Annotated in this window: 22 protein-coding genes; 9 read left to right on the top strand and 13 right to left on the bottom strand. The window is 74.5% G+C overall.

The features are described 5' to 3' along the window. Positions 1-17 precede the first annotated feature (17 nt). The gene (locus tag ATM99_RS08080) at positions 18-935 is read left to right on the top strand and encodes a TIGR01777 family oxidoreductase (RefSeq protein ID WP_062102395.1); all 918 of its coding nucleotides are present in this window, start codon (positions 18-20) and stop codon (positions 933-935) included. On the opposite strand, the gene ATM99_RS18925 is transcribed toward ATM99_RS08080, so the two are convergent. From ATM99_RS18925 to ATM99_RS08065, 3 genes are all read right to left on the bottom strand, one after another. Beyond that, the gene (locus ATM99_RS18925) at positions 907-2304 is read right to left on the bottom strand and encodes a hypothetical protein (RefSeq protein ID WP_150118206.1); all 1398 of its coding nucleotides are present in this window, start codon (positions 2302-2304) and stop codon (positions 907-909) included. The two genes, ATM99_RS08080 and ATM99_RS18925, sit on opposite strands and share 29 nt — an antisense overlap. Positions 2305-2380: 76 nt before the next feature. Continuing rightward, a complete protein-coding gene (locus ATM99_RS08070; RefSeq protein ID WP_062102448.1) occupies positions 2381-3418 on the bottom strand; it encodes a Gfo/Idh/MocA family oxidoreductase in 1038 nt (345 codons plus the stop codon). A gap of 10 nt (positions 3419-3428) precedes the next feature. Continuing rightward, complete coding sequence (locus ATM99_RS08065) at positions 3429-5717, bottom strand: MMPL family transporter (RefSeq protein ID WP_223304886.1); 2289 nt, start codon at positions 5715-5717, stop codon at positions 3429-3431. Positions 5718-5765: 48 nt separating this feature from the next. On the opposite strand from ATM99_RS08065, the gene ATM99_RS08060 reads away from it, so the two are divergent. Then, on the top strand, positions 5766-6269 hold the full coding sequence (locus tag ATM99_RS08060) for a MarR family winged helix-turn-helix transcriptional regulator (protein WP_082659442.1): 504 nt from the start codon (positions 5766-5768) through the stop codon (positions 6267-6269). Positions 6270-6274: 5 nt separating this feature from the next. After that, positions 6275-6955, top strand: coding sequence for a lipoyl(octanoyl) transferase LipB (gene lipB, locus ATM99_RS08055; protein ID WP_062102392.1), 681 nt, complete (start codon positions 6275-6277; stop codon positions 6953-6955). A gap of 48 nt (positions 6956-7003) precedes the next feature. Here lipB and ATM99_RS08050 read toward each other — a convergent pair whose 3' ends face one another. Then, positions 7004-7495 (bottom strand): flavodoxin domain-containing protein, encoded by a 492-nt coding sequence (locus tag ATM99_RS08050; protein ID WP_062102391.1) that lies wholly within the window; start codon positions 7493-7495, stop codon positions 7004-7006. Between the two features lie 169 nt (positions 7496-7664). Between ATM99_RS08050 and lipA the strand changes: the two genes are divergently transcribed. Next, the gene (gene lipA / locus ATM99_RS08045) at positions 7665-8678 is read left to right on the top strand and encodes a lipoyl synthase (RefSeq protein WP_062102390.1); all 1014 of its coding nucleotides are present in this window, start codon (positions 7665-7667) and stop codon (positions 8676-8678) included. A 28-nt stretch (positions 8679-8706) separates the two neighbouring features. Next, positions 8707-9432: a DUF4191 domain-containing protein gene (locus tag ATM99_RS08040; protein WP_062102389.1), complete on the top strand. Its 726-nt coding sequence runs from the start codon at positions 8707-8709 to the stop codon at positions 9430-9432. A 52-nt stretch (positions 9433-9484) separates the two neighbouring features. Here ATM99_RS08040 and ATM99_RS08035 read toward each other — a convergent pair whose 3' ends face one another. Beyond that, on the bottom strand, positions 9485-9979 hold the full coding sequence (locus tag ATM99_RS08035; protein ID WP_062102388.1) for an RDD family protein: 495 nt from the start codon (positions 9977-9979) through the stop codon (positions 9485-9487). A 177-nt stretch (positions 9980-10156) separates the two neighbouring features. Here ATM99_RS08035 and glnA point away from each other — a divergent pair, with 177 nt between their 5' ends. Then, complete coding sequence (glnA, locus tag ATM99_RS08030) at positions 10157-11581, top strand: type I glutamate--ammonia ligase (protein ID WP_062102387.1); 1425 nt, start codon at positions 10157-10159, stop codon at positions 11579-11581. Positions 11582-11748: 167 nt separating this feature from the next. Here glnA and ATM99_RS08025 read toward each other — a convergent pair whose 3' ends face one another. The 5 genes from ATM99_RS08025 to ATM99_RS08005 all read right to left on the bottom strand — a co-directional run bounded on the left by ATM99_RS08025 (position 11749) and on the right by ATM99_RS08005 (position 18304). After that, complete coding sequence (locus ATM99_RS08025) at positions 11749-13065, bottom strand: amidohydrolase family protein (protein ID WP_062102386.1); 1317 nt, start codon at positions 13063-13065, stop codon at positions 11749-11751. Beyond that, positions 13062-13862: an ATP-binding cassette domain-containing protein gene (locus ATM99_RS19290; RefSeq protein WP_062102385.1), complete on the bottom strand. Its 801-nt coding sequence runs from the start codon at positions 13860-13862 to the stop codon at positions 13062-13064. The genes ATM99_RS08025 and ATM99_RS19290 overlap by 4 nt, the downstream gene beginning before the upstream one ends. Then, the gene (locus tag ATM99_RS19285) at positions 13859-15607 is read right to left on the bottom strand and encodes a dipeptide/oligopeptide/nickel ABC transporter permease/ATP-binding protein (protein ID WP_062102384.1); all 1749 of its coding nucleotides are present in this window, start codon (positions 15605-15607) and stop codon (positions 13859-13861) included. The genes ATM99_RS19290 and ATM99_RS19285 overlap by 4 nt, the downstream gene beginning before the upstream one ends. Next, the gene (locus ATM99_RS08010; RefSeq protein ID WP_082659440.1) at positions 15600-16646 is read right to left on the bottom strand and encodes an ABC transporter permease; all 1047 of its coding nucleotides are present in this window, start codon (positions 16644-16646) and stop codon (positions 15600-15602) included. The genes ATM99_RS19285 and ATM99_RS08010 overlap by 8 nt, the downstream gene beginning before the upstream one ends. 83 nt (positions 16647-16729) lie before the next feature. Beyond that, entirely contained in the window at positions 16730-18304 is a 1575-nt protein-coding gene (locus ATM99_RS08005) for an ABC transporter substrate-binding protein (RefSeq protein ID WP_062102383.1), read from the bottom strand. Positions 18305-18602: 298 nt separating this feature from the next. On the opposite strand from ATM99_RS08005, the gene ATM99_RS08000 reads away from it, so the two are divergent. From ATM99_RS08000 to ATM99_RS07990, 3 genes are read left to right on the top strand one after another with little or no spacing between them, the layout of a single operon-like run. Further along, positions 18603-19364: an amidohydrolase family protein gene (locus ATM99_RS08000; RefSeq protein ID WP_062102382.1), complete on the top strand. Its 762-nt coding sequence runs from the start codon at positions 18603-18605 to the stop codon at positions 19362-19364. After that, a complete protein-coding gene (locus tag ATM99_RS07995; RefSeq protein ID WP_150118205.1) occupies positions 19361-19834 on the top strand; it encodes a cytidine deaminase in 474 nt (157 codons plus the stop codon). Before ATM99_RS08000 ends, ATM99_RS07995 begins: the two co-directional genes overlap by 4 nt. Beyond that, positions 19831-20637 carry a creatininase family protein gene (locus ATM99_RS07990; RefSeq protein ID WP_062102380.1) on the top strand — a complete coding sequence of 269 codons (807 nt, stop codon included), beginning with the start codon at positions 19831-19833 and terminating at the stop codon, positions 20635-20637. Before ATM99_RS07995 ends, ATM99_RS07990 begins: the two co-directional genes overlap by 4 nt. Positions 20638-20737: 100 nt before the next feature. Here ATM99_RS07990 and ATM99_RS07985 read toward each other — a convergent pair whose 3' ends face one another. The 3 genes from ATM99_RS07985 to ATM99_RS07975 all read right to left on the bottom strand — a co-directional run bounded on the left by ATM99_RS07985 (position 20738) and on the right by ATM99_RS07975 (position 24499). Further along, complete coding sequence (locus ATM99_RS07985; RefSeq protein ID WP_190278801.1) at positions 20738-21976, bottom strand: MFS transporter; 1239 nt, start codon at positions 21974-21976, stop codon at positions 20738-20740. Positions 21977-22031: 55 nt separating this feature from the next. Then, entirely contained in the window at positions 22032-22763 is a 732-nt protein-coding gene (locus tag ATM99_RS07980; protein ID WP_062102378.1) for a GntR family transcriptional regulator, read from the bottom strand. Positions 22764-22894: 131 nt separating this feature from the next. Continuing rightward, positions 22895-24499, bottom strand: coding sequence for a methyl-accepting chemotaxis protein (locus tag ATM99_RS07975; RefSeq protein WP_062102377.1), 1605 nt, complete (start codon positions 24497-24499; stop codon positions 22895-22897). Between the last annotated feature and the right edge of the window lie 83 nt (positions 24500-24582).

Below are 24582 nucleotides of genomic sequence, written 5' to 3'. Positions count from 1 at the left end.
GTCACTAGGGTGGCGGCATGCGCGTGCTGGTCGCCGGGTCGTCCGGTCTCGTCGGGACGGCACTCGTCCGTCACCTCCGTGAGTCGGGGCACGACGTCGTGCGCCTCGTGCGCCGGGACCCTCGGGGCGCCGACGAGGCAGGATGGGACCCCGCAGCCGGGCGTGTGGACGTCGGGGCGGTGCGGGCCGCCGACGCCGTGGTCGACCTCGCGGGCGTCAACGTCGCCTCCCGGCCGTTGACGGCCGCACGCAAGCGCGCCGTCGTGGACTCGCGCGTCCAGACCGCCGGTCTGCTGTCGCGCACGCTCGCCGACCTCGCGGGGGACGACGCGACGCGGTCGCCGCGCGTGCTGCTGCAGGCGTCGGGCATCGGGGCGTACGGCGACCGCGGCGACGCGCTGCTGGCGGAGTCCGAGCCGCTGGGCGACACGTTCTTCGCGGGCGTCGTGCGACGCTGGGAGGCCGCGACGGCCCCCGCGCAGGACGCCGACGTGCGCGTCGCTCTGCTGCGCACGGGCATCGTCCTGAGCCCGCACGGCGGTGCGGCCGCACCGCTGCTGCTCCCCCTGCGCGCCGGTGTCGCGACGCGTCTGGGCTCCGGGCGGCAGTTCTGGAGCTGGATCAGCCTGCTCGACGAGGTCCGGGCGATCGAGCACCTGCTGACGGCCGACGTGCACGGCCCGGCCAACCTCGTCGCGTCGGCCGACCGGCACGGTGACCTGCTCGCCGCGCTGCGGCGCGCGTGGGGCGCCCGGCTGACGGTCCCGGTGCCCGCACCCGTGCTGCGCCTGGCCCTGCGGGACTTCTCGTCCGAGGTGCTGGGCTCGGTGCGCGCCGACCCGGCCGTCCTGCGGGCCAGCGGGTTCGCCCCGCTGCACACGACGCCGCAGGACGTCGCGCGCTGGCTCAGGGCGTCGCGCCGCTCGGCTCCCTGACGTCGAGCACGCGCCAGCGCGCGTCCGCCCAGCGGAGCACGAGCTCGACGGTGCGCGACGGCGCCGCCGGGACGTCCGTGCGGTCGCCCGCGGGCGTGACGCGCGCGTGCGGCCCGACGACGGACGTCACCTCGACGGTCGTGTCCCCCTCGGGCGTGCGGCCCGTCACGGTCGTGTCCTCGACCTCGACGACGAGCCCCTCGCTGCGCGCGCCCGCGAGCGCCGCGAGCAGGTCGGCGTCCGCCGCCTGCGACGGTGAGCCCGCCACGGCCAGGTCCGCGAGGGTGGCGCCGTCGACCGTGGCGAGCGCCTCGGCGCGCCGGCGCGTGAGGACGGCGGCGGCGCCCGCGGGGTCCTCTCGGTCCCGCAGCGCCCGCTCGTCCGCGTCGTCCGGCGTCGGGTCCGCGTCCGCCACCCGGGCCGACGGGGACGAGGGCGAGGACGGGTGCGGTGCGGCGTCGGCCGCGGCGCCCCGGTCCACGAGAGCACGGACGCCCCACGCGCCGGCTCCCAGGAGCACGACCACGACGAGGCCGGCCACGGCACGGCGTGATCGCCGCACCCGACGGTCCCGGCGCGGACGTCGGGCGGGGGCCGGGTCCTCGCCGACCACGCGCGGCGCGGACGTGCGGCCGTGCGCGAGCGCGACCTGCGCACCGGCGAGGGCGTCGGCGTCGGGGACGATGACGGGCTCGGCGTCCGCGCACGCGAACGCCGTGTCCACGACGTCGGCCGCGCGGGCATCGGTGCGCAGGAGCCCCTCGAGCGCGTCGCGCAGCCGCACGGCGTCGTCGAGCCCCGCCGCGAGGTGTGCGTCGAGCGGAGGCATGAGGCCCAGCAGCGTCGCGAGCAGCCGGTGCACGTCACCGGTGGGGGTGCCGTCCCCGCGCAGCACACCCCGCAGGTCGACCAGCACGGGCACTCCCCCGGGCCGTACGACGACCCGGTCCGCGCCGACGGCTCCGTGGGCGAGCCCGACGCCGTGCAGCGCGTCGAGCGCCTGCGCGACGGGCACCGCGACCGTCACGACCTCGCCGTCGACCAGCGGCGTCCGGGCCGCGCGGACCGCGGCGAGCGTCGGGCCCGGCACGTGCTCGCACACCAGCGCGACGCGGCCGGGACCGAGCACCTCGACGGCGCGCACGCGCGCGAGGTGCGGGTGGTCGATCCCGGTCAGCGCGCCCGCGCGGGCGGCGAGCGCGGCGTCGGGCGGCACGTCGGCGACCTGCACCTCGAGCCACGGCCCGTCCGCGTCGTCGAGGGGGCGCGCGACCCACCACGCGCCGTCGGTGCCGACCGGGGACGCGACGCGCGCACCGTGCGCGTGCAGGAGCCGGGCGACGTCGTCGGGAGGCGGGACCGTGTGCACGGCGGCCATCCAACACGCGCCGCGGCGCGGCGCGTGCGCGTCGTCCACAGGCCCGTGCCGCGGCCGGCGGCGCGGGTCAGCCGAGGAGCTGCGGCACGCCGGTCTCCGCGGCGACGCGCGCGGCGTCCAGCACGCGCGCGGTCGCGACGGCGTCGGCCGGGTCGACGGGCACGGGGCCGCCGGCGCGCAGCCACGTCTGCACGGCACGATAGAGGTCCTCGTGGCCGCCGGCGGCGCGCGGCACCGGGGTGCGCTCGGCGCCCCGCACGAACCAGCCCTCGTGCGGGGGCTCCTGCCCGGCGTCGAGCGCGTCGTCGAGCACCGAGAACGGTGTCGGCTCGCCCTCGTAGCTCGTCACGAGGTAGGCGCCGCGCTCGCCCAGCACGCGCGTGCGCGGCCCCGGCGCCCCGACGAGGCCCCCCGCCCACAGGTGCGACACGACGTGGTGCCCGTCGACGTCGGGCGCGTGCTCGAGCGCCAGGAAGACGTCGTCGAGCGCGGGCGTCGTCAGCGCGCGCAGCTCGGCGTGCACGCGCCGCACGGGGCCGAACAGCTGCACCGCGGAGTCCACGAGGTGCGCGCCCAGGTCGAGCAGCAGGCCGCCGGCGACGGCGTCCTGCTCCTTCCAGCGGTGCTGCGGCTGCGGCCGGAACCTCTCCCAGCGGCGCTCGAAGCGGTGGACGCGTCCCAGCACACCGGCGTCGAGCAGGCCGCGCAGCGTGAGCTGCTCGGGGTCCCAGCGACGGTTCTGGAACACGGTGAGCCGGCCGCCGCGCTCCTGCGCGAGCCGCTCGAGGGCCGCGGCCTGCACGCGCGTCGTGGCCAGCGGCTTGTCCACCAGCACCGGCACGTCGGCCTCCAGCGCGGCACGCACGTGCTCGGCGTGGTCGCCGGTCGGGCTCGCGACGACGACGAGGTCGAGGTCGTCGCGCAGCGCCAGCAGCGCGTCGACGTCGGGCACGACGTGCGCCCCGGGCCAGTCCTGCGCGACCTGCTCGGCCCGGTTCCGCGTCACGACGGCGACGACCTGCTGCCCCGTGGCCCGTGCGAGGCGGGCGTGGATGCCCCGCCCCGCTCCGCCGTACCCGACCAGTCCGATGCGCAGGGGCTCCATGCCCGCCACTCTACGAGCGGCGCGCCGGCGCGTCCGCGGCGGCGTGCGTCCCGTGCTCGGGACGCCGCGCGAGCGCCGACGGCCACCACGTGCGCGCGCCGAGGTCGTGCACGAGCCCGGGGACCAGCAGGCTGCGCACGACGAACGTGTCGAGCAGCACGCCGAACGCGACGATGAACGCGAGCTGCGCCATGAACAGCAGCGGGATGACCGACAGCGCCGCGAACGTCGTGGCCAGCACGAGGCCGGCGGACGTGATGACGCCGCCGGTGACCGCGAGCCCCCGCACGACGCCGGCCCGCGTGCCGACGGCGGCCGACTCCTCCCGGACCCGGGTCATGAGGAAGATCGAGTAGTCGACGCCGAGCGCCACGAGGAACACGAAGCCGTACAGCGGGACCACGGGGTCGGCGGACGGCAGGTCCAGGACGTGGTCGAACACGATCGCCGAGACGCCGATGGCCGCCGCGAACGACAGCACGTTGGCGCCCATGAGCAGCAGCCCGGCGACCACCGAGCGCAGCAGGAGCATGAGGATCAGCAGGATGACCGTGAGCACGACCGGCACGATCACGCGCAGGTCACGCGCACCGGCGACCTGGGTGTCGAGCGTCTGCGCCGCGGGACCGCCGACGAGCGCGTCGGGTGCGACGGCGACCACCGCGTCGCGCAGGTCGGCGACGGTGTCGACCGCCTCCTGGCTGTCGGACGGCGCCTGCGTCGCGACGTCGACGCGCACGCGGCCGTCGACGACGACGGGCTCGGCCGGCGGCGCGCCCCCGGCGGCTCCTCCCGGCGCCCCGGTCGCGCCCGTGTACGGGGTGGCGGACGCGACGCCCTCGACGTCCGTCGCGGCGGCGACCACGGCGTCGAGCTCGTCCTGCGCGACGATCACGACCGCGGGCTGCACGGCGCCGGCCGGGAAGTGCTCGGCCAGCACCTTCTCGCCCGCGACCGAGTCGACCGGCGTGAGGAACACGTCGGTCTGGCTCGTGCCCGACGCGCGGAACGTCGGCACGAACGCGGCGGCGACGAGCAGCACCGCGGCGCTCACGAGCCACACGGGTCGGGCACGGCGGGCCACGAACCGCGCCCAGCGCGCCCAGATCCCGCTGCCCTCGGACGGGTCGGCCGCGGCGGGCGGCAGCGCGGCGGCGTGCTCGCCGTGCGTCGCCGCGGCGGGGGCCGGCGTCGTGACGGGGCGCGGCGCGCGCGGCCAGAACAGCGCGCGCGAGCGCCGGCCCGCGACGAGCAGCACCGCCGGCAGGAAGGTCAGGGCGGCGAGCAGCGCGGCGGCGATCCCGATCGCGGCGACCGGCCCGAGGCTGCGGTTCGACGCGAGGTCGGACAGCAGGAGGCACAGCAGACCGGCGACGACCGTCCCGGCGCTCGCGGCGACGGGCTCGAGCGTCTGGCGCCAGGCGACGCGCATCGCGTCGGCGGGGTGCTCGGCGTGCCGCAGCTCCTCGCGGTAGCGCGCGACGAGCAGCAGCGAGTAGTCGACCGCGGCCCCGACCACGAGGATCGACAGGATCCCCTGGGCCTGGCCGTTGAGCACGAGGATCCCGGCGTCGGCGAGCTCGTAGACCACGAGCCCGGCGAGCGCGAGCGCGAAGACGGCCGTGAGGATGACGACGAACGGCAGGAACGGCGAGCGGTAGACGACCACGAGGATGAGCAGCACAGCGCCGAGCGCGACGAGCAGCAGCAGGCCGTCGATGCCGGCGAACGCGGTGCCGAGGTCCGAGACGAAGCCCGCCGGGCCGGTCACCCACGCGTGCAGCCCGAGCGTCCCCGCCTGCGTGGGCGTGGCGCCGAGGTCGTCGGCGAGCGCGGTGCGCAGGTCCGCGACGAGCAGCTTCGTGAGCGACTCGTCGTCGACGAGCCGCTCGGCCGCCGTCGCGTCGAGGGGCACGGGGACGAGGATCGCGGCGCCGTCCTGGGACGGGACCGCCACGACGTCCCCCGTCAGCCGGTCGCCCCACGTACCGCCGTCGAACGGCAGGGTCGGCACGTCGGCGGCGAACCGGGCGACGGCCTGCACCTGCTGGTCGGTGACCTTCTGGCCGTCCGCCGGGGCGAGGACGACGAGCGCGGGTAGGGTCTGCGTGTCGACGAAGTCGCGGGCGGCCTCGGCCGCCCGCGTGGACTGCGCCGACGACGGCAGGAACGCCGCCGAGTCGTTCGTCTGGACCTGCGAGAGGCGCCCCTGGGCCATGCCGCCCACGGAGCCGAGACCGAGCCAGAAGACGAGCACGACGGCCACGGCGACAGCGCGCGCCACAGGATTCCTCAGCATGCTGAGCATCATGGCGTCGCGCGGACGCCTCGGCAACCCGGAGGACGAGTGAGCACGCAGCAGTCGCGGGGCAGGCCCGACCACTGGCCGGTCGGACGCCTGCTGTCGACGGCCGCGCGCCGCGTCGAGCGGGCCTGGGACGCGCACCTCGCGTCCTGGGAGCTCAACCACGCGAGCCTGCCCGTCCTCGTGCACGTCTCGATGACGCCGCTGTCGCAGCGCGAGCTCGCCGACGCGTGCGGCGTCACCGAGCAGACCATGAGCCGCGTCGTCGCCCGGCTCGAGCGCACGGGGTACGTCACGCGCCGCCGGCACGACGAGGACCGCCGCCGCCACGTCATCGCGATCACGCCCGACGGTGCGCGGGCGCTGGCCGCGTGCGCCGACCCCGGCCCCGCGCAGGAGCAGGTGCTCGGTCACCTGTCCCCCGAGCGACGGGCGCTGCTCGACGACCTGCTGCGCGAGGTGGTCCGGCCCGAGGACCTCACGCCCGAGCCGGTCACGACGGCGGCGCACGGCGGACCGACCTCGACGGACGAGGGCTTAGCCTGACGTCCATGCGCGTCGAACCGCTCGACCTCGGCACCCGGCTGCAGCCGTACGTGCCCACGTGGGACCTGCAGCGCGAGGTGCACGCCGCCGTCGCCGCGGGCGAGCGCGAGGACACGCTCCTGCTGGTCGAGCACGAGCCGGTCTACACGGCGGGCAAGCGCACCGCGCGCTCGGACCGCCCGGTCGACGGCACGCCCGTCGTCGACGTGGACCGCGGCGGCCGCATCACCTGGCACGGCCCCGGCCAGCTCGTCGGCTACCCGATCGTGCGGCTCGGCGAGCCCGTCGACGTCGTGCGGTACGTCCGCGCGCTGGAGGAGGCGCTGATCCGCACGTGCGCCGACGTCGGCGTCGCGACCGTGCGCGTCGACGGGCGCAGCGGCGTGTGGCTCCCCGCGGACCCGCCCGGCACCTCCCCCGTGCCGCGCCGCGAGCGCAAGGTCGCCGCGATCGGCGTGCGCGTCGCGCGGGGCGTCACGATGCACGGTTTCGCGCTCAACTGCACGGCCTCGCTCGACTGGTACTCGCGCATCGTGCCGTGCGGCATCGACGACGCCGACGTGACCACGCTGAGCGCCGAGGCGGGCCGCGAGGTCACGATCGCCGAGGTCACCCCGCTCGTCGTCGGCCACCTGCAGGACGCGCTCGCACCCCTGCTCGCCGCGAGCGCGGGCGCCCCGGCCTGAGCAGACGCGTCGGCCGGACGCGCCCCGGGCCCGCGGCGGCGCGCGGGGTCAGGCCGTGCGCAGCTCGCGCGCGACGCCCTCGGCCCACGTCCGCACCGCGTCGAGGTCGCGGAAGTCGCCGGGGTCGGCCCGGGTGAGCGCCACGAGCGCACGCTCGGAGATGTTCAGCCCGTCGCGGTCGAGCCGCCCGGCGAACACCGCGACGTCGCGCGCGCCCACCGCCTCGGCCACGGCCGTGACGTCGTCCGGCACCGTCGCCGGCACGGGCGGGTCGCCCACGGGGCCGGACCAGAACAGCCACACCGGACGCTCGCGCAGCTGACCGCCCTGCCGGTCCACGAGGTCGCGCAGGCCCAGCGCGAGCCGCCCGACGTACACCGACGACCCGAGCACCGCGGCGTCGTACCGCTCGACGTGCTCGACGTCGTCCGGCTCGAGCTCGTCGACCTCGTGCCCCGCCGACCTCAGGACCTCGGCGACCACGTCGCCCATCTCGCGCGTCGCACCGTGCCGCGACGCGACCGTCACCAGGACGTGCACCGTGCCACCTCCTCGCCTCGGCCGGTCGCTCGGCGACCACGGACCCCCCGCGGGTCGCGGACCGGTTGGCCCCAGCGTCCCGTCCGGTCAGCGCGGACGCCCGGGACGGAGGTCCCCGTCACACCCCGCGCGCAGGGCCGGGCCACGGGCCGCGGGTTAGTCTGGCCGCGTGACGATCGCACCCGAGGGACGCCGCATGCTCCGGGTGGAGGCCCGCAACGCCGCCACTCCGATCGAGAAGAAGCCCGAGTGGATCCGCACGCGCGCGACCACCGGCCCCGAGTACAGCGAGCTCAAGGGCCTCGTGCGCCGCGAGGGTCTGCACACGGTGTGCGAGGAGGCGGGCTGCCCCAACATCTTCGAGTGCTGGGAGGACCGCGAGGCGACGTTCCTCATCGGCGGCGACCAGTGCACGCGGCGGTGCGACTTCTGCCAGATCGACACCGGTAAGCCGGCCGACTTCGACGCCGACGAGCCGCGCCGCGTGGCCGAGTCGGTGCAGGCGATGGGCCTGAAGTACTCGACCGTCACGGGCGTCGCGCGCGACGACCTGGCCGACGGCGGCGCGTGGCTCTACGCCGAGACCGTGCGCCAGATCCACGCGCTCAACCCCGGGACCGGCGTCGAGCTGCTGATCCCCGACTTCAACGCCGTGCCCGAGCTGCTGGACGTCGTCAACGAGTCCCGGCCCGAGGTGCTCGCGCACAACCTCGAGACCGTGCCGCGCATCTTCAAGCAGATCCGCCCCGGCTTCCGGTACGAGCGGTCGCTGTCGGTGATCACGCGGGCACGCGAGGCCGGGCTGGTGACCAAGTCCAACCTGATCCTCGGCATGGGCGAGACGACGCAGGAGGCGGCCGACGCGCTGCGCGACCTGCACGAGGCGGGCTGCGACCTGGTGACCATCACGCAGTACCTGCGCCCGTCGGTCCGCCACCACCCCGTCGACCGCTGGGTGCGGCCCGAGGAGTTCGTCGAGCTGTCGGCCGAGGCCGAGCGGCTCGGCTTCCTCGGCGTCATGGCCGGCCCTCTGGTCCGCTCCTCGTACCGTGCGGGACGCCTGTGGGGGCAGGCGATGCGTCGCCGCGGCCTGCCGATCCCGGACGCGCTCGCGCACCTCGGCGAGCCGACCACGGCACGCCAGGAGGCGTCGTCGCTGCTCGCTCGCTCCAGCGCGGTCTGACCTGCGACGCCCGGTAGACTCCCGGGCCATGGCACGCGAGCGATCCACCTCCCCCGACGCCCCCGCCAAGGGCGGCAAGGTCAAGAAGACCCGGTGGTACCACCAGGTCTGGCAGGCCTACCAGGTCACCCGGCAGACCGACCCGGCGGTCACCTGGATCATCCTCGCGATCTTCTTCGGCGTGATCGCGCTCGGCGTGACCATCGGCCTGCTCACGGGCCACGTGGTCTACCTGCTCGTCATCAGCGTGCCGTTCGCGCTCCTGGGGGCGATGTTCGTGCTCGCACGTCGCGCCGAGACCGCCGCGTACAGCCGCATCGACGGTCAGCCGGGTGCCTCGTTGGCCGCGCTGAGCACGCTGCGCCGCGGCTGGACGTTCACGCAGGAGCCCGTCGCGGCAGACCCGCGCACGCAGGACCTCGTGTTCCGTGGTGTCGGGCGCCCGGGCGTCGTGCTCATCGGCGAGGGCCCGGCGCACCGCATCGGCAAGCTGCTGGAGTCCGAGCGCAAGCGCACCGCTCGCGTGGTGTCCGGCGCCCCGATCCACCTGATCCAGGTGGGTGACGGCGAGGGCCAGGTCCCGCTGCGCAAGCTCCCCCGCGCGGTCACGAAGCTCAAGGGCAACCTCACCAAGGCCGAGGTGGGCGAGGTGCTGCGCCGCGTGACGTCGCTCGGCGCGGTCAAGCTGCCGGTGCCCAAGGGCATCGACCCGATGCGTGCGCGTCCCGACCGCAAGGGCATGCGCGGCCGCTGACCCGCGTGCCGTCCGCCGCCACCGGCTGACCAGCGCTACCGGCAGAGCAGCACTACCGGCGGACCAGCACCGTGCCCGCGGCGCGGTCGTGCAGGCCTCGCCCGTCGCCGTCCCACACGACCGCCGGGATGACCAGGCACACGAGCACGGTCCGGATCGCCGCCGGGACGATCCCCGGCGGGCCGTCCACGGGTGCCGGGGCGGCCCGCAGGGACGTCTGCGCGAGCCGGCGGACCCGGAGCCCCAGCAGGCGGTGACCGAGCGTGTGACCGAGCGTCGCGACCAGCACGAGGTTCTCGACGGCGAACACCGCGAGCGTCGCGAGCTCGTGCCCACGGAACAGGAACAGGCCGTCGTCGCGGACGGGGACCAGCACGGCCGAGACCGCGAGGCACGCGACCCAGTCGACGCCCAGAGCGGCGAGCCGACGGCCGAGCCGCGCCAGCGAGCCGCTGCCCTCCTCGGGCAGCCCGAGGCGGCCGCCCCGGGCCCCGTCACCTCCGGGTCCGCCCTCGAGCCACGAGCCCACGGAGTCACGCGTCGCCATGCCTGCAGCCTACGTGCGGCGTGCGCGTCACCCGGCCGGTGGGCGAGACGCAGGATCGTTACACGGGGCGGCGGCGCGTAACCTGCCGGAAACAACGAGGCCATGACGGGGAAACCCCCCGCTCCTAGCCTCGTCAGCGCCCGGGTCGACCGGGCACCATCGACCGAGGAGCAGCGGATGTTCACGAAGCCAGAGGAAGTCCTGGCGTTCATCAAGAGCGAGGACGTCAAGTTCGTCGACGTGCGGTTCTGCGACCTGCCGGGTGTGATGCAGCACTTCAACGTGCCGGCCGCCTCGCTCGACGCGGACTTCTTCACGGACGGCCAGATGTTCGACGGCTCGTCGATCCGCGGCTTCCAGGCCATCCACGAGTCGGACATGAAGCTCGTGCCCGACGTCACGACGGCGTACGTCGACCCCTTCCGCGTCGAGAAGACGCTGAACATCAACTTCCACATCGTCGACCCGTACACCGACGAGCCCTACAGCCGCGACCCGCGCCAGGTCGCCGCCAAGGCCGAGGCGTACCTGAAGTCGACCGGCATCGCGGACACCGCGTTCTTCGCGCCCGAGGCCGAGTTCTACATCTTCGACGACATCCGCTTCGAGACGAAGCAGAACGCGTCGTACTACTACATCGACTCCGTCGAGGCCGCGTGGAACACGGGCCGCGAGGAGGAGGGTGGCAACCTGGGGCACAAGACGCCCTACAAGGGTGGCTACTTCCCCGTCCCGCCGGTCGACCACTTCGCCGACCTGCGCGACCAGATCTCGCTGCAGCTCGACGCCCTCGGCCTGCAGGTCGAGCGCGCGCACCACGAGGTCGGCACGGCCGGCCAGGCGGAGATCAACTACCGCTTCGACACGCTCGCCAAGTCGGCCGACAAGGTCCAGCTGTTCAAGTACGTCGTGAAGAACGTCGCGCACGAGAACGGCCGCACGGCGACCTTCATGCCGAAGCCGCTCTTCGGCGACAACGGCTCGGGCATGCACGTGCACCAGTCGCTGTGGAAGGACGGCGAGCCGCTGTTCTTCGACGAGAAGGGCTACGGCGGCCTGTCGGACATCGCCCGCTGGTACATCGGCGGCCTGCTCAAGCACGCGCCGTCGCTGCTCGCGTTCACCAACCCGACGGTGAACTCGTACCACCGCCTGGTGCCGGGCTTCGAGGCGCCGGTCAACCTGGTCTACTCGGCCCGCAACCGCTCGGCGTGCATCCGCATCCCCGTGACGGGCTCGAACCCGAAGGCCAAGCGCGTCGAGTTCCGCGTGCCGGACCCGTCGTCGAACCCGTACCTGGCGTTCGCTGCCATGCTCATGGCCGGCCTCGACGGCATCCAGAACCGCATCGAGCCGCCGGAGCCGGTCGACAAGGACCTGTACGAGCTGCCCCCCGAGGAGCACGCGCTCATCCAGCAGGTCCCGGGCTCGCTCGCCGAGGTCCTCGACAACCTCGAGGCGGACCACGACTGGCTCACGGCCGGCAACGTCTTCACGCCGGACCTCATCCAGACGTGGATCGACTACAAGCGCTCCGCCGAGGTCGACCCGATCCGGCTGCGCCCGCACCCGCACGAGTTCGAGCTGTACTACGACGTCTGATCGTCAGGTGTCACGGCTGCTCCCGTGAGCGCCTGACCTGCAGGAAAGCACCCCCGTCGCCCTCGAGGCGGCGGGGGTGCTCCGCTGTCGCGGGCGATCGCAGGGCGCACCCGAGCGGGGCGGCGACGAGGTGGTCCCGTCGCCGCCCCGCTGCGGAGGCTGCCCGCTCAGGCGCCGGTGATCCGGTCCAGGTCCTTGACGACGCGGCCGGACTGCCACACCGCGCGCACCTCCCGCGGGTCCGCGAGCGCATGGACGGCGGTCAACGGGTCGGCGCGCGTCAGGACGAGGTCGGCGAGCTTGCCGGTGGTGACCGAGCCGAGGTGCTCCTGCAGGCCCATCGTGCGCGCCCCGACGAGCGTGCCCGCACGGACGGCGGCGAGCGGGGTCATGCCGACGTCGACGAGGTGACCGAGCTCGGCGAGGTTCCTGCCGTGCGGCACGACACCGGCGTCGGTGCCCGTCGCGATCGTGACCCCGGCCTCGACCGCGCGCGCGACGGCGCGCAGGCCCGTGTCGCGCCACCAGCGCTTGCGGTCGATCTTCTCCTGCGACGCGCGGGCGGGGTCGGGCAGGCTCGTGAGCGCGGACAGCGTGGGGACCAGGACCGTGGCGCGATCGAGCATCTCCTCGATCAGCTCGTCGGTCAGGCCGTAGCCGTGCTCGATGCTGGCGGCGCCGCCGCGCAGCGCCTCCCGGATGCCCTGCTCGCTCTGCGCGTGCGCGGTGACCGGCTGCGAGCGGCGGCGGCGCATCTCGGCGACGATCAGCGCGACGTGCTCGGCGGGGACGCCGAGCTCGGTGGGGTCGTCGCCGGGGGTGCTCAGGCCGCCGGACGTGCAGACCTTGATGACGTCGGCGCCGATGCGGTCGAGCCGCCGGACCGCGCGCACGACCTCGTCGGCGGTGTCGACGACGCACCAGCCGGGCGTCGTGGCGCGCTGCGCGTACACCGGCAGCGACCCGTTCGGGGCGACGGGGTCGCCGTGACCGCCCGTGGGCGACAGCAGCGCGACGGCCAGGTGCAGCCGCGGACCGGTGATGTGCCCCGCGGCGACGGCGTTGCGGAAGCCGGGCGTCAGGCCGCTGAGGTCGCGCGCGGTCGTGACGCCGGCCGCGAGCGTGCGGGCCAGCGTGCGTGCCGTGCTGAAGGCCTCCTCCTCGGGGAACCACCCGGCGCGCACGTCCGGGCCGACGTCGTCGGGCATCGCGGCGTGCACGTGCAGGTCGACGAAACCCGGCAGGACGTGCAGCCCCCTGGCGTCCACGACGGTGGCCGGCGTCGCCCGGCCGTTGCCGACGGCGTCGGCCTCGGTGTCCGCCCCGGTGTCGGGCCGTCGCGGTCCGACGTACCCGATGCGGTCGTCCACGACCTCGACCTCGGCGTCCGGCAGCGCGGGCGCCCCGGTGCCGTCGACGAGCGTCGCCCCGACGATGCGGGTGCGTCCCGTCCCCGACGGCGTGCGAGGCAGGCGGGCGCTCACGCGGCCGCGCCGCGCGGCGTGCGCTCGACGTCCAGAGAGAACCCCGGGGAGCCGGGGTCGGCCGCGAGCAGCGCCCGGGTGTACCAGTGCTGCGGGTGCGCGAAGATCTCCCCGACCGGGCCCCGCTCCACGACGGCGCCGCCGTAGAGCACGACCACCTCGTCGCTGACGCGCTGCACGACCGCGAGATTGTGCGAGATGAACATCATCGTCAGGCCGAGCGACTGCTTGATGCCCGCGAGCAGCTCGAGGATCTGCGCCTGCACCGAGACGTCGAGGGCCGACGTGATCTCGTCGGCGATCACGAGGGACGGCTCGACGATCAGGCCCCGCGCGATCGCGATCCGCTGCCGCTGGCCGCCCGAGAACTCGTGCGGGTACCGGTGCATGACGTCGGCGGGCAGGCCCACGCGCTCGAGCCACGTGGCGATGAGGTCGCGGTGCCGGCCGACGCGCGCCCGCGCCGGGTCGACGGCCTCGGCGAGGGTCTGACCGATGGTCTGCCGGGGCGACAGCGAGGAGAACGGGTCCTGCGGGATCATCTGGACGCGCCGCCGGTACGCGGCGAGCTCGCGACGGCCCGCCTGCGCGACGTCGATGCCGTCGACCCACACCTGCCCCGCGGACGGCTGGTGCAGGCCGACCATCGTCTTGGCGAGCGTCGACTTGCCCGACCCGGACTCCCCCACCACGCCGACCGTGCGCCCGCGGTCCAGCGCGAGCGACACGTCCCGCAGCACGTGCGCCGACCCGAAGCGCACGTCCAGCCCCTCCACGTTCACGATGGTGTCGCTCATCGGGCGGCCTCCTCGGCGTCGGGTGCCACCGGCACGACGACCGACGGCGTCGCGGCCAGCAGCCGGCGGGTGTAGGGGTGGCTGACGGCGTCGACGGTGAGCTGCCCGGGCGACGTGACCTCCTCGACGACCTGACCGTCCTTCATCACCAGGACCCGGTCGCAGAGCCGTCGCACCACGCCGATGTCGTGGGAGATGACGAGCACGGCGGTGCCGGCCTCGGCGTTCATCCGGCGGATGATCGACAGCACCTCGCGCTGCACGGTGACGTCGAGCGCGGTGGTCGGCTCGTCGGCGACGAGCAGGTCCGGCTCGGTGCTCATCGCGGAGGCGATCATGGCGCGCTGCTTCATGCCGCCCGACAGCTCGTGCGGGAGCTGCCGCAGGTGCCCCTGCGGGTCGGGCAGCACGACGCTGCGGAACCCGGCGGCGACGCGCTCGCGCGCCACCCGGCGCGACAGGCCGCGGTGGACGGTGAGCACGTCGGTGAGCTGTGCGCCCAGCGTGAGGGCGGGGTTCAGCGACGTGCCCGGGTCCTGGTAGACCAGGCCGATCCGGGTCGCGAGCTCGGCCGGCGAGACCGTGCCGAGCAGGTCCGTGCCGGCGAGCTCGAGCCGCGCGGCCGTGGCCGTGAGTCCCTCGGGGAGCAGGCGCGAGACGACCGAGGCGGTCAGCGACTTGCCCGAGCCGGACTCCCCCACGATCCCGAGGATCTCCCCGCGGTCGAGGTGGAACGACACGTCGCGCACGAGCTCGCGCCCGGTGCGGGTGTGCGTCACGGTGACGTGCTCCACGGTGAGCAGCCGGCGCGGGTCCGCCGGAGCGGCCGCAGCCGTGCCCGTGTCTGCGCCTGCCGCACGTCGCAGCCGCGCCCGCGTGCCGATCGAGCGGGGGTTGGCGGCAGCGGCCAGGCCGTCGCCGACGAACAGCGCCGCGAGCGAGGTGAACACGAGGGCGCACGCGGGCCCGACGACGAGGACGGGGTTGGTGCCGAGCTTCCCGAGCGCGTCCTGCAGCAGGGTGCCGAGGTCGAAGGACGGGTTCTGCGACCCGAGGCCGACGAACGACAGGCCCGAGATCTCCACGAGCGCACCCGCGAGGGTCTGCGTCAGCAGGATGAGCATCGGCTCGGCCATGTTCGGCAGGATGTGCCGCGTCGCGAGCCGGAGCGGCGGCACGCCCACGAGGCGCGCGGTCGCCACGAAGTCGCGCTGCGAGAGCCCCGCCGCGAGGTTGGCGGTGAGCCGCGCGAACCCGGCGACGTTGGCGAGGCCGATCGCGACGACCACCGTGGTCGCGCTCTGCCCGAGGATCGCGGCGATCATGATCGCGACCAGGAGTGTCGGGTACGACACCGCGAACTCGATCGCCCGCAGGCCGAGCTCGCGCACGCGCCGCGGCGCGAGCCACACCCCGACGCCGATCGCGACGCCTGCGACGCCCGCGATCACGGTCGCGGCGAGCGCCATGACGACGGTGAGCCGCGTGGCCACGAGCGTGCGGGCGAGCATGTCGCGCCCCAGGGTGTCCGTGCCGAGCAGGTGGCCGGGCACGCTCCCGAGCCCGGCGTCGGGGCTGAGCGCGGTCGCACGCTCCGTCAGCACGAACGGTGCGACCACAGCGACGAGCAGGACGACCCCGGACATCACCAGCCCGACGACCAGCGTCCCGTTCCAGGCGAACCGTCGTGCGCGGTCGGGCGCGGCCGTCACCGCGACGGGGGACGCCGCCAGCGCCTCAGTCATTCCTGCCTCCCAGGGTGCGGGGGTCGACGAGGCCGAGCACGACGTCGATCACGAGCGTGATGAGGATGGACACCGTGCCGATCACGAAGACGGCGGCCTGGATCACCGGGTAGTCCTTGTCGACGGCGATGGCCTGGATGACGGTGCTGCCGAGGCCCGGCCACGCGAACACGGTCTCGACGATGAGCGCCGACCCGAGCATCGAGGTGAGGATGATCCCGGACAGCGTCAGCGTCGTCGTGAGCAGGTTCGGCAGCAGGTGCTTGGCGTACGTGCGGACCGGCGGCAGGCGCCAGCCCCGGGCGGTGCGCATGTAGTCCAGCTCCTGCGCGACGGCGGCCTCGCGGCGCACGATGCGGGCGACGGACGACGTGCCGCCGATCGACAGCGCCACGACCGGCAGGATCGCCGACTCGACCGGCCCGTAGGCGAGCGTGTAGGCCGGTGGAAGGACCGTGAGCCACACCGCGAAGACCAGCACGAGCAGCGTCGCCTGCAGGTACGACGGGACGGCCTGCATGACGCCGGTCACCGCGTTGAAGACGCGGTCGAGCCAGCGGTTGCGGTCGCCCCGGGTCGCGATGCCCACGACGACGCCGACGCTCGACCCGACGACCAGGACGATCGTCACGGCCGCCGCGGCGATCGACAACGTGTAGGGCAGGGCCGTGAGCACGATCGTCGTGGCCGGCAGGCCGTAGCGGAACGACGTGCCGAAGTCGCCGTGCAGCACCCCGGAGACGTACCCGCCGAGCTGCGTCGTGAGCGGCTGGTCCAGCCCGAGCTGCTGCCGGACCTGCTCGACCTGGGCGAGCGTCGCGTTCTCCCCGGCGATGGCGGTGGCCGGGTCGCCCGGGATGAGCTGGACGATGAAGAACGTCAGCAGCACGAGCAGCCCGACGTTGACCACGACGCCGAGCAGGCGGCGGACGAGGAAGCGCCGCCACAGGGTGGCGCGCGACCCGGCGCGGTGACCGCCGGTCGTGGCGGGCGCACCGGTGCCGGCGGTGGGGTCGCTCGCGGTGAGCGTGGTGGTCATGCGCGTGCTCCTCGGGGGACGGGGACGCCGGGCGCGGCGCCCTCCGGCGGGTCGCAGGACGACCTGCCGGAGGGGGCCGAGGGTCAGGAGGTCAGGCGCAGCGCGGTCACGTCCCAGTAGCCAGAGAACGTGGTGGCCCGCACGCCCTCACGGGCAACGATGTAGTGCGTGCTGGTGGCGAGCGGCGCGACGTCCACGCGCTCGAGCACCGTGCGCTGCGCGGCGAGGAGGTTCGTGCACTGCTCGTCGGGGTCCGAGCTGGCCAGCGCCGCCGCCAGGAACGCCTCACCCTCGGGGTTGTCCGAGCTCGTGTAGTTCGAGCCGCCCTCGGTGAAGGACGGACCGATCTTGGTGAGCAGCGCCTGGTGCACCAGGCCGGAGGAGTTCGCCTCGCCACGGATCGTGAGGTCCCACGTCGTGGGCTCGGTGCGCAGCTGCTTGGCCCACTCCGACGCGTCGAGCGAGGTCACCTGCACCGTGGCACCCGCGGCGGAGAGGGCCTCGGTCACGTAGTCCACCGCGGGCGCCCAGTTGGTCATGGTGAGCAGCCGGACGGTCGTGCCGGCCAGGGTCGTCGCCGCGGCCGTCGGGTCGTACTCCTGCAGCAGGGACTCGTCGTCCGAGACGCACGCGAAGCCGGAGTCGGTGACCGAGGTCATGAGGTTGCCGAGCCCGTCGAGCGCGGCGGCGTTGAACGCCTGCGCCGAGACGGCCTGCGCGACGGCGGCGCGCAGGTCGCGGTCGGTGGCGAAGACAGAGGACGGGTCCTCGTTGAACAGCAGCGTGTTGGCGGTCGCGTTGTCGGTGACGTAGGAGAACGCGTCGTCGTCGACGAACCGCGTGGCATTCGCGTCGTAGAACCGGGCGACGTCGAGCCCGCCGGACGCGAGGAGGTTGGCACTGGTGTTGGAGTCCGACTCGACCGTGATGTTGATGGTCGTCGCCGGGGTGCCCTCGAGGCCCTCCCACGCCGGCCAGGCGTCGTAATCATCGCGCAGCGTGTAGGTCGCACTGACGCCAGCCGAGTACGCGGTGAGCGTGTACGGGCCCGAGAAGGCGCCGTCGACGGCCCCCGCGGCGAGTCCCTCGGGGTCCGCGAGGCCCGCCGGGCAGATGACCCCGGTGCCCTCGAGCGTCACACCGCCGAGCAGCTGCGAGTAGGGCTCGCTCAGGTCGACCCGCAGCGTGCCCGCCTGCTCGTCGACCGTGAACGTCGGGGTGCCGGGGCCGAAGGCGAGCCCCGACCAGTTCTTGGCACCTGCGGCCTCCGACGTGGTCAGGTAGGTCAGGGAGTCGGCGACCACCTGCGCCGTGATCGGGGTGCCGTCGGAGCAGGTCGCGTCGTCGCGGATCGTGAACACGTACGCCGAGGCGGACTCCGCCTGCCAGTCGGTCGCGAGCCCGCCGACGTACCCGCCGTCGTCGCCCTTGCGGAGCAGGGTGTCGAAGCCGAGCCGGGCCGCGGTGTAGTCGGGCGAGCTCGCGGTCGTCGCGGGGTCGAAGTTGGACGGCGCGTACCAGAGCACCGTGTTGATCGTGTCGCGCGCGGCGGCACCGGTCGCGCCACCGCTCTGCGCCGGGCCGCCGGACGAGCACGCGGTGAGCGCGACACCGACCGCGGCCACGAGCGAGAGGGCGGCGAGGGACTTCCTGGCCATGGTTGCTCCAACGAGGGGGAGGGACGAGGGAGTCGACCGTCCGCGGCGACTGCCCACCGCCCAGACCACCAACATGTATCCAATCTACCGATCGATGTGTCGGCGGGGCATCGCGCGTGTTTCCGCCGTGTGACGACCCCCCGGTGCGCCGTGAAGACGCATGTGAAACGCGCCACGCCACGGCCGACCGACGTGCGCGACAATGCCCCGACCCGGCCCGTCGCATGCCGCACCGGATCCCGATGGGCTAGATTGGATCCATTCTGGAGCAGACCACGAAGCCGGAGGGCGACAGCCGATGATCATCGACGCGTACAACACGACCCAGGACGTCCGCGGGCGCAGCGACTACCTGACCGGCGTGCGCCCCGGTCAGCCCGCTCCCCCGTACACGCCGTTCGACCCGGCCCGGATCATCGGCCGCATGGACGCGGCAGGGGTCGACCGGGCGATGGTCTGCTCGCTCGCGCAGCGCATCGAGAACGACTTCCTCGCCGACCTCGTCGCCCGGCACCCCGACCGGCTGTTCGGCTTCGGGCAGGTCATGCCGCAGGACGACGACGCGGTCGACCAGGTCCGCCGGTTCGTCGACGCCGGGCTCGTCGGTCTCAAGCTGCACCCGAGCATGCACGGCTACCACGTCGCCGACCACGGCCTGCTCGACCCGGTCTTCGAGGTCTGCGCCGAGCTCGGCATCCCGGTGCTGATCAACGCGCTCGACGACGCGTTCTGCGCCCCGCTGGCCATCGAGGAGATCACCAAGGACCACCCCGCCGTGCCGACGATCATCGCCCACATGGGCGCGGTCTGGAACGTCCCCGAGGCGATCATCGTCGCCGAGCGTCAGGCCCACGTCTTCCTCGAGACCTCGGCGACGCTGATGTCGGACGTCAAGCGGGCCTACGCCCGCCTCGGCGCCGAGAAGATCCTCATGGGCTCGGAGTGGCCCGGCAGCGACTTCGACCTCGAGCGCATGAAGATCGCCAAGGCGATCCCCGACGACGCCGACCGCGCGCTGGTCGAGGGCGGCAACATGGCCCGGATCATGGGGTGGTCGTGACCATCGTTGACCGTCCGACGGCGGCGCAGGCCGCCGCGGAGATGCCCGCACCCGACCGCGCGCTCCTCGAGGTCGCTCTCAGGCTGCTCGAGCAGCGGTACGTCGAGCGCCGGCACGAGGTCGCCGCCGCAGCACGCCTCGCGTCGGGGCGTGTCGTCACCGGCCTGCACGTCGAGGCCAGCCAGGGCCGGGCCTCGGTCTGCGCCGAGTCGGGCGTGCTGTCGTCCGCAGCCGCCGCCGGTGACGAGGTCCGCACGCTCGTCGCGGTGCTGCGACGCCCCGGCGACCCCACGCCGCGCGTCATCGAGCCGTGCGGCGTCTGCGCCGAGATCCTCACCGACCACTGCCCCGACGCGACCGTCTGGGTCGCGCGCGACGGCGCCGTCGCGGCGACGTCCGCCGCCGACCTGCTCCCCTACCGCCACGTCCGGACCGGACGTCTGGCCCCCTCTCGGAAGGACCCCGCATGACGACGCTGCCCCCGACAGGCCTCGACATCCCCGCGCTCGCCGCCGAGCTGGGCGGCACGGGAGCTCCCGTGCTGTGGGAGGAGCTGGACTGGCCGTCCGTCCTTGACGTCGTCGGGGCGCTGCGTGCGGCGGTCGTGCCGGTCGGAGCGATCGAGCAGCACGGCCCGCACCTGCCGCTCAACGTCGACACCGAGATCGACACGGCCGTCGCGCACGCGGTCTCGGCGATCACGGGCATCCCCGTGCTGCCGCCCGTCGCGGTCGGCGTCTCGGGGTCGCACGGCGACTTCCCCGGCACGCTGACCTACCGCCCCGAGACGCTGGTCGCCGTGATGGAGGACCTCACGGACTCGTTGTACCGCTCGGGCGTGCGGCAGTTCGTCTTCCTGTCGGGGCACATCTGGAACAGCGGTGCGCTCGACGTCGCGATCGAGAAGCTGCGGACCCGGTACGACGACGTGCGCGCGCGATCGATCGGCTACGTGACGATGTACCCGGGCCCGGAGGTCGACGGGCACGTCCGGTACGGCCGCGCCCTGATGCACGCCAACTACTTCGAGACGTCGGTGATGCTGCACCTGCGCCCCGAACTCGTGCGCATGGACCGTGCGGTCTCGCACCGCGACGTCGACTCGTTCTGGGACTACCGCATGGACCAGGTGAGCGACTCGGGCGTGTGGGGCAACGACGTCACGGAGGCGGACGCCGAGCACGGGCGCGCCGAGTTCGACCGGTGCGTCGAGCGCACGGCGCGCGCGCTGGCCGCGGCGGTGCGCGAGCCCGAGCCCGAACGCACCCGCTAGCAGCCACGCACCCCGACGCCCGCCGTCCCCTCGGGGCGGCGGGCGTCGTCGCGTCTGCCACGCGTCGTCCGTCGCGCCGCCTCCGCACGGCCGCGTCGGGCTACGCGCCCGCCACGGCCCGTGGGCGCCGCACCGCGGCGACGGCGGCGACCTGCACGGCCGCGGCGCACAGCAGCGCAGGAGCAGTCCCCCACGAGGCGACCAGCAGCCCGCCCCCGAAGGCGCCGGCCGCCATCCCGGCGGACGTCGCCGCCGAGAACAAGCCGATCCCGGTGGGACGCAGGGCCTCCGGGAGCGGTGCCGTGCTCATGAGCGTCAGCGACGGGTAGAGCGGTGCGTAGCCGAGGCCGAGCACGACGGCGCCGGCGGCGGCGAACCCGAACGACCCGGCGGACGCCATGACGACCAGCCCGAGCGCGACCACGAGCAGCGCCCACCGGGTCGTCACCGCGGGGCCCGCCCGGTCCGGCAACGAGCCGAGCACGAAGCGGAAGGTCACGACGGCGGCGGCGAACACGAGGAAGACCGCCGAGGCGCCGGTCGCGCCCGCAGGCGGCAGGCCGCGGGCCTCGAGGTGCTGGACGAGGAACGTCGTGAACAGCCCCTGCGCCCCCCAGGCGCTGAGCGCGACGAGGCCGGGCACGCGCACGGCGGCCGCGACCTCGCGCACGCGCCCCGCACCGCGACGGTCCCGAGCGGGCCGGGCCGCGGCGTGGACGCCGGCCGCCGCCCGGCCGGCGCCGACGCCGCGGACCCCGGAGGCGAGCAGCAGGACCACGGCCTGGACGACGAGCAGCCCCGCCCAGGCGGCCCCGTTCCCCCCGGCCGCGTAGAGGTTCTCGCCGAGCAGCGGGCCGAGCGCGAGCCCCACCCAGACGCTGATGCCGTAGTAGCCGAGCGCACGGCCCCGCTCGTCGGGCGGTGCCGTACCGGAGATCCACGCCGTGGTGGCGACGGTGACGCCGGCGTTGCCGAGGCCGTGCACGACGCGGCTGACCGCGAGGGCTGGCACGGTGAACGCGAGCAGCACGACCGCGACGCCGAGCACGGCGACGACCGCGCCGACGAGCGTCACCGCTCGCGGGCCGAACCTGCTCGCGGCGACCCCGGCGAGCGCCATGGACGCCGCTCCCGTGAGACCGGTGACCGCGACCAGGCCTCCCGACACGTCCTCCCCGAGGCCGAGCACCTCGGTGACCCCGCGGTTGAGGAGCGGCGCGGAGGCCGACAGCACCGTGTAGCCGGCCGTGGCCGCCAGGACGATCAGCCAGAACCCGGGTGACCGGGTGCCCGCGACGACGACGCCTCGCGGGTGCGGAACTGCAGAACGGAGTGGCACGCACGCTCCCGGCGACGGGCGCGGGGCCGACTGCACCCGCAGATTGGATCCAATCCTACCGGGCGGCTCCCCCACGCGGCGCCGCGGCCGTGTGCTGCTCGTACCACCGGGCCACCTGCTCGCCCGTGCTCAGCACGTGCTCCTGCATGAGCCGGGCGGCGAGCTCGCCGTCCTCCGCCGCGAGCGCGTCGATGATCGCGACGTGCTGGCGGTAGTTGCCCTCGCGGTGCTGCGCGTTCTCCCGCAGCAGCATCGCGGGGACGTTGCGCGGGTAGGACAGGTGGATGTCGTCGAGCATCGCCTGCAACCGCTCGTTCATCGCCGCGCGGTGGATCGTCGAGTGCAGCGCGTAGTCGTTCGCCGTCTCGCGCACGTCGTGGTCGCTCAGCGGCGTCGAGCGCTCGGCCGCCGCGACGGCGAGCGCGTAGAGCGCGTCGTTCGACTCCCGCATCTGCGCGATCACCCGGGCCGACAGCCGCGTCGCGGCCCGGCGGGCCGCGAGCGCCTCGAGCGCGGCACGGACCTCGTACGTCTCGCGCACCTCCCACGGGACGGGCACCCGGACGACCGCGCCGCGGTGCGCGTGGATCTCGATGAGGCCGCTGGTCTGCAGCTGCCGCAGCGCCTCGCGCACGGGCGTACGGCTGATCCCGAACCGTTCGGCCAGCTCGGCCTGCCGCAGCGGCCGACCCAGCGGGATCGCGCCCGAGAGGATCTCGTCGCGGATGCGCCGGGCGAGGTCGTCGACCAGCGCCGCGCCGTCACCGGGTGCCGTCGTGGGGCTCATGCGTCGTCTCCTCGGCGGGCTGTGCGGCGGGCGGTGCGCGGTGGGGCCGGTCCAGTCGGAAGTGTATCCACGTCACCTTCCCGACGAGACCTGTTCCACCCGCGCGATCGCCGCCCGCGGCCCCGCCGGCCTCAGTACCGGAAGTGCGAGACCCTCGCGCGCAGGTCCTCCGACGTGCGGGCCATCTCGCCGATCGCGGCACCCATCTGGTTGAGGGTCTCCGACGACGAGCTCGCCGCCGTGGCGACGCCCGTGATGTTCGAGGCGATCTCCCCCGACCCCGCGGCCGCCTCGCCGACCGACCGCGACATCTCGGTGGTCGTGGCGGTCTGCTCCTCGACCGCCGAGGCGATCGTCAGCTGGTAGTCGTTGATGCTCGCGATGATCTCGGCGATCTCGCCGATCGCACCGACCGCACCGGACGTGTCGGCCTGGATGGCCTCGACCCGCCGCACGATGTCCTCGGTGGCCTTCGCCGTCTCCTGCGCGAGCTCCTTGACCTCCCCCGCCACGACCGCGAACCCCTTGCCCGCCTCGCCCGCGCGCGCCGCCTCGATCGTCGCGTTGAGCGCCAGCAGGTTGGTCTGCTCCGCGATCGACGTGATGACCTTGACGACGTTGCCGATCTCCTGCGACGACGTCCCCAGGCGCGAGACCTGCTCGTTGGTCGCCGCGGCGGCGTCGGTGGCCTGGCCCGCGACCTTGGCGGCCTGCGACGCGTTCTGCGCGATCTCCCGGATCGAGGCACCCATCTGCTCGGCCCCCGCGGCGACCGACTGCACGTTGCGCGACACCTGCTCGGCCGCGGCGGCGACGACCCCGGCCTGGGCCGACGTCTCGTCGGACCCCGCGACGACCTGCGTCGACGCGGCGGCGAGCTCCTCGGCCGCCGAGGCGACGGTGTGCGCGGACTCGGCGACGCCGGACACGACCTCGCGCAGGCTCGTCTGCGCGAGGTCCAGCGAGCGCGCCATGTCGCCGAGCTCGTCGGTGCTGCGCACGTGAGCCGTGTGCGTGAGGTCGCCGTCCGCCATGGCCTCGAGCGCCGTGCGCACCTCGCCCGCGTCCAGCGCGAGGCGACGGGCGACCCGCAGGCCGACCACGACGACGACGGTCAGCCCGAGGAGCAGCACACCGACCACGGTGGCGAGCGTCCGGTTGACGTTGGCGCCGGACGCGGAGGCGTCCGCGTCGGCGGCCGCCGCGACGGCCGCGTTCTCGGCGGCGATCGCGTCCGCGCCGATCGTCGTCTGCGGCAGGATCGCGGCGCGGTAGAACGCCGCGGCGCCCGCGACGTCACCGTCGTCCGCCATCGGGAACAGCTCGTCCTGCGCGAGGCGGACCATCTCGGTCCAGGCCCCCTCGAACGCCGCGAAGGCGTCGGTGTCAGCCGCGTCGTCCTCGTAGCCGGCGAGCTGCTCGTCGATCGTCGTCACATAGCCGTCGAGCTGGTCGCGCAGGTCGGCACGCACCTGCTCGGAGGCCGCCGGGTACTCGACCATGCGGGCCCGGCCCGCCTGGAACGCCCGCGCGAGGTCGCTGACCTGGCCGAGCTGTGCGACGTTCGCGCTGGTCCGCTCGACGTCGCCACGCAGCTGCGTGAGCCCGAGCGCGGCCGAGACGACCACGACGACGCCGACGAGTCCCGCGGCCGCGAGCAGCCCCAGCACCTTCCCGGCGATCGACAGGCGCAGGCCACGGTGGCGCGACGGGGTGACGGCGGAAGGGTGGGACATGGGGCTCCTGACGACGGCCGCGACGGCGCACGACAGCCACCGGGCGGGAGGGGGTTCATCCCCTCCATCGGTTGCCCCGGGCG

The sequence above is a fragment of the Cellulomonas sp. B6 genome (genome assembly GCF_001462455.1).
In the GTDB taxonomy this organism is placed as follows: Bacteria; Actinomycetota; Actinomycetes; order Actinomycetales; family Cellulomonadaceae; genus Cellulomonas.
The sequence above is the reverse complement of the archived record's forward strand: the minus strand, read 5'-3'. Positions and strand labels throughout refer to the sequence as shown.

What these genes read in the sequence shown, in the direction of transcription:
- ATM99_RS08005 (WP_062102383.1), bottom strand. Translation starts at nt 18,304, where the DNA reads ATGGCCAGGAAGTCCCTCGCCGCCCTCTCGCTCGTGGCCGCGGTCGGT.
- ATM99_RS08080 (WP_062102395.1), top strand. Translation starts at nt 18, where the DNA reads ATGCGCGTGCTGGTCGCCGGGTCGTCCGGTCTCGTCGGGACGGCACTC.
- ATM99_RS08040 (WP_062102389.1), top strand. Translation starts at nt 8,707, where the DNA reads ATGGCACGCGAGCGATCCACCTCCCCCGACGCCCCCGCCAAGGGCGGC.
- ATM99_RS19285 (WP_062102384.1), bottom strand. Translation starts at nt 15,607, where the DNA reads ATGACTGAGGCGCTGGCGGCGTCCCCCGTCGCGGTGACGGCCGCGCCC.
- lipB (WP_062102392.1), top strand. Translation starts at nt 6,275, where the DNA reads ATGCGCGTCGAACCGCTCGACCTCGGCACCCGGCTGCAGCCGTACGTG.
- ATM99_RS08000 (WP_062102382.1), top strand. Translation starts at nt 18,603, where the DNA reads ATGATCATCGACGCGTACAACACGACCCAGGACGTCCGCGGGCGCAGC.
- ATM99_RS19290 (WP_062102385.1), bottom strand. Translation starts at nt 13,862, where the DNA reads ATGAGCGACACCATCGTGAACGTGGAGGGGCTGGACGTGCGCTTCGGG.
- ATM99_RS07980 (WP_062102378.1), bottom strand. Translation starts at nt 22,763, where the DNA reads ATGAGCCCCACGACGGCACCCGGTGACGGCGCGGCGCTGGTCGACGAC.
- glnA (WP_062102387.1), top strand. Translation starts at nt 10,157, where the DNA reads ATGTTCACGAAGCCAGAGGAAGTCCTGGCGTTCATCAAGAGCGAGGAC.
- ATM99_RS08065 (WP_223304886.1), bottom strand. Translation starts at nt 5,717, where the DNA reads ATGCTGAGGAATCCTGTGGCGCGCGCTGTCGCCGTGGCCGTCGTGCTC.
- ATM99_RS07990 (WP_062102380.1), top strand. Translation starts at nt 19,831, where the DNA reads ATGACGACGCTGCCCCCGACAGGCCTCGACATCCCCGCGCTCGCCGCC.
- ATM99_RS07975 (WP_062102377.1), bottom strand. Translation starts at nt 24,499, where the DNA reads ATGTCCCACCCTTCCGCCGTCACCCCGTCGCGCCACCGTGGCCTGCGC.
- ATM99_RS08070 (WP_062102448.1), bottom strand. Translation starts at nt 3,418, where the DNA reads ATGGAGCCCCTGCGCATCGGACTGGTCGGGTACGGCGGAGCGGGGCGG.
- ATM99_RS08035 (WP_062102388.1), bottom strand. Translation starts at nt 9,979, where the DNA reads ATGGCGACGCGTGACTCCGTGGGCTCGTGGCTCGAGGGCGGACCCGGA.
- ATM99_RS08010 (WP_082659440.1), bottom strand. Translation starts at nt 16,646, where the DNA reads ATGACCACCACGCTCACCGCGAGCGACCCCACCGCCGGCACCGGTGCG.